The sequence below is a fragment of the Citrobacter sp. Colony219 genome, from assembly GCF_019382635.1.
GTDB classification, from domain to species: Bacteria; Pseudomonadota; Gammaproteobacteria; order Enterobacterales; family Enterobacteriaceae; genus Citrobacter; species Citrobacter youngae.
Genome location: NZ_CP080033.1, coordinates 4,306,673 through 4,307,394 on the forward strand (window position 1 = coordinate 4,306,673; position 722 = coordinate 4,307,394).

The 722-nt window shown below is 53.7% G+C and carries 2 protein-coding genes; both read right to left on the reverse strand.

Going from position 1 to position 722, the window contains the following annotated elements; genetic code table 11:
- Positions 1-3 precede the first annotated feature (3 nt).
- Positions 4-204 carry a phage filamentation protein Fil family protein gene (locus JTI85_RS19025; RefSeq protein WP_219351897.1) on the reverse strand — a complete coding sequence of 67 codons (201 nt, stop codon included), beginning with the start codon at positions 202-204 and terminating at the stop codon, positions 4-6.
- Positions 205-211: 7 nt separating this feature from the next.
- Positions 212-721 carry a phage regulatory CII family protein gene (locus JTI85_RS19030; protein ID WP_219351899.1) on the reverse strand — a complete coding sequence of 170 codons (510 nt, stop codon included), beginning with the start codon at positions 719-721 and terminating at the stop codon, positions 212-214.
- Position 722: the final 1 nt, after the last annotated feature.

The following is a 722-nucleotide window of genomic DNA, read 5'->3' on the forward strand; positions in this document are numbered from 1 at the left end:
GACTTAATGGAACAGTCGCCGCAGCGCCTTCGATAGCCATGTGTTCCCCTTTTTGGTTGTAGAGAGTTCAGCCAGCAGCGCATCCTGAGAGCGGCACGGGTGCCAACGCTTGCCATCCTTCCCCATAATCCAGCCATGACCGCAGTGCATTGCAGGGCTTTGCTTAACGAGAAGCGATGCAAAAGATGGTTCTTTAGTCAGCATAACCACCTCAGATCAGACCGAACGAAGCGCCGAGGCCCGTCACGGTATCTACCGCGCTTGCCATCGCTGGGTTAGCTTGCAAACGCGCATGTAATGAAACTGCAGTGAGTGCCATTAAGCGCGTAACAGAGTTGATGCTATTGATCACATCGCGGCGGCCTGCACTGGTTTTCACATCACCGGACACTGCGCCTGCAGCTACACGCCCAATCTCCGCAGTTGCACTCATGACGTAATGCGGCAGGTTCTCTTTTGCTACTTCATTCAATGGCACACACGGCAGGCAATGGATTTGAGCCAGAAACCCATCAACCAGTGTTGAGTCTTCGGTGACATCAGTCAGCAGCCAGATCTCCGGCGGGGTGAGTTGATGCGGTTGCTCCGGGTTCAGCTTATTGCGCAGCGTCTGGACATTCATTCCTACGCGTTCTGCCAGCTTCGCCATGTTGTGACGCAGAGCGAAAGCCCGGCAGGCCTCGTCAAAGTGTGGATGTTTGGAAATCTTATAATCAAACATG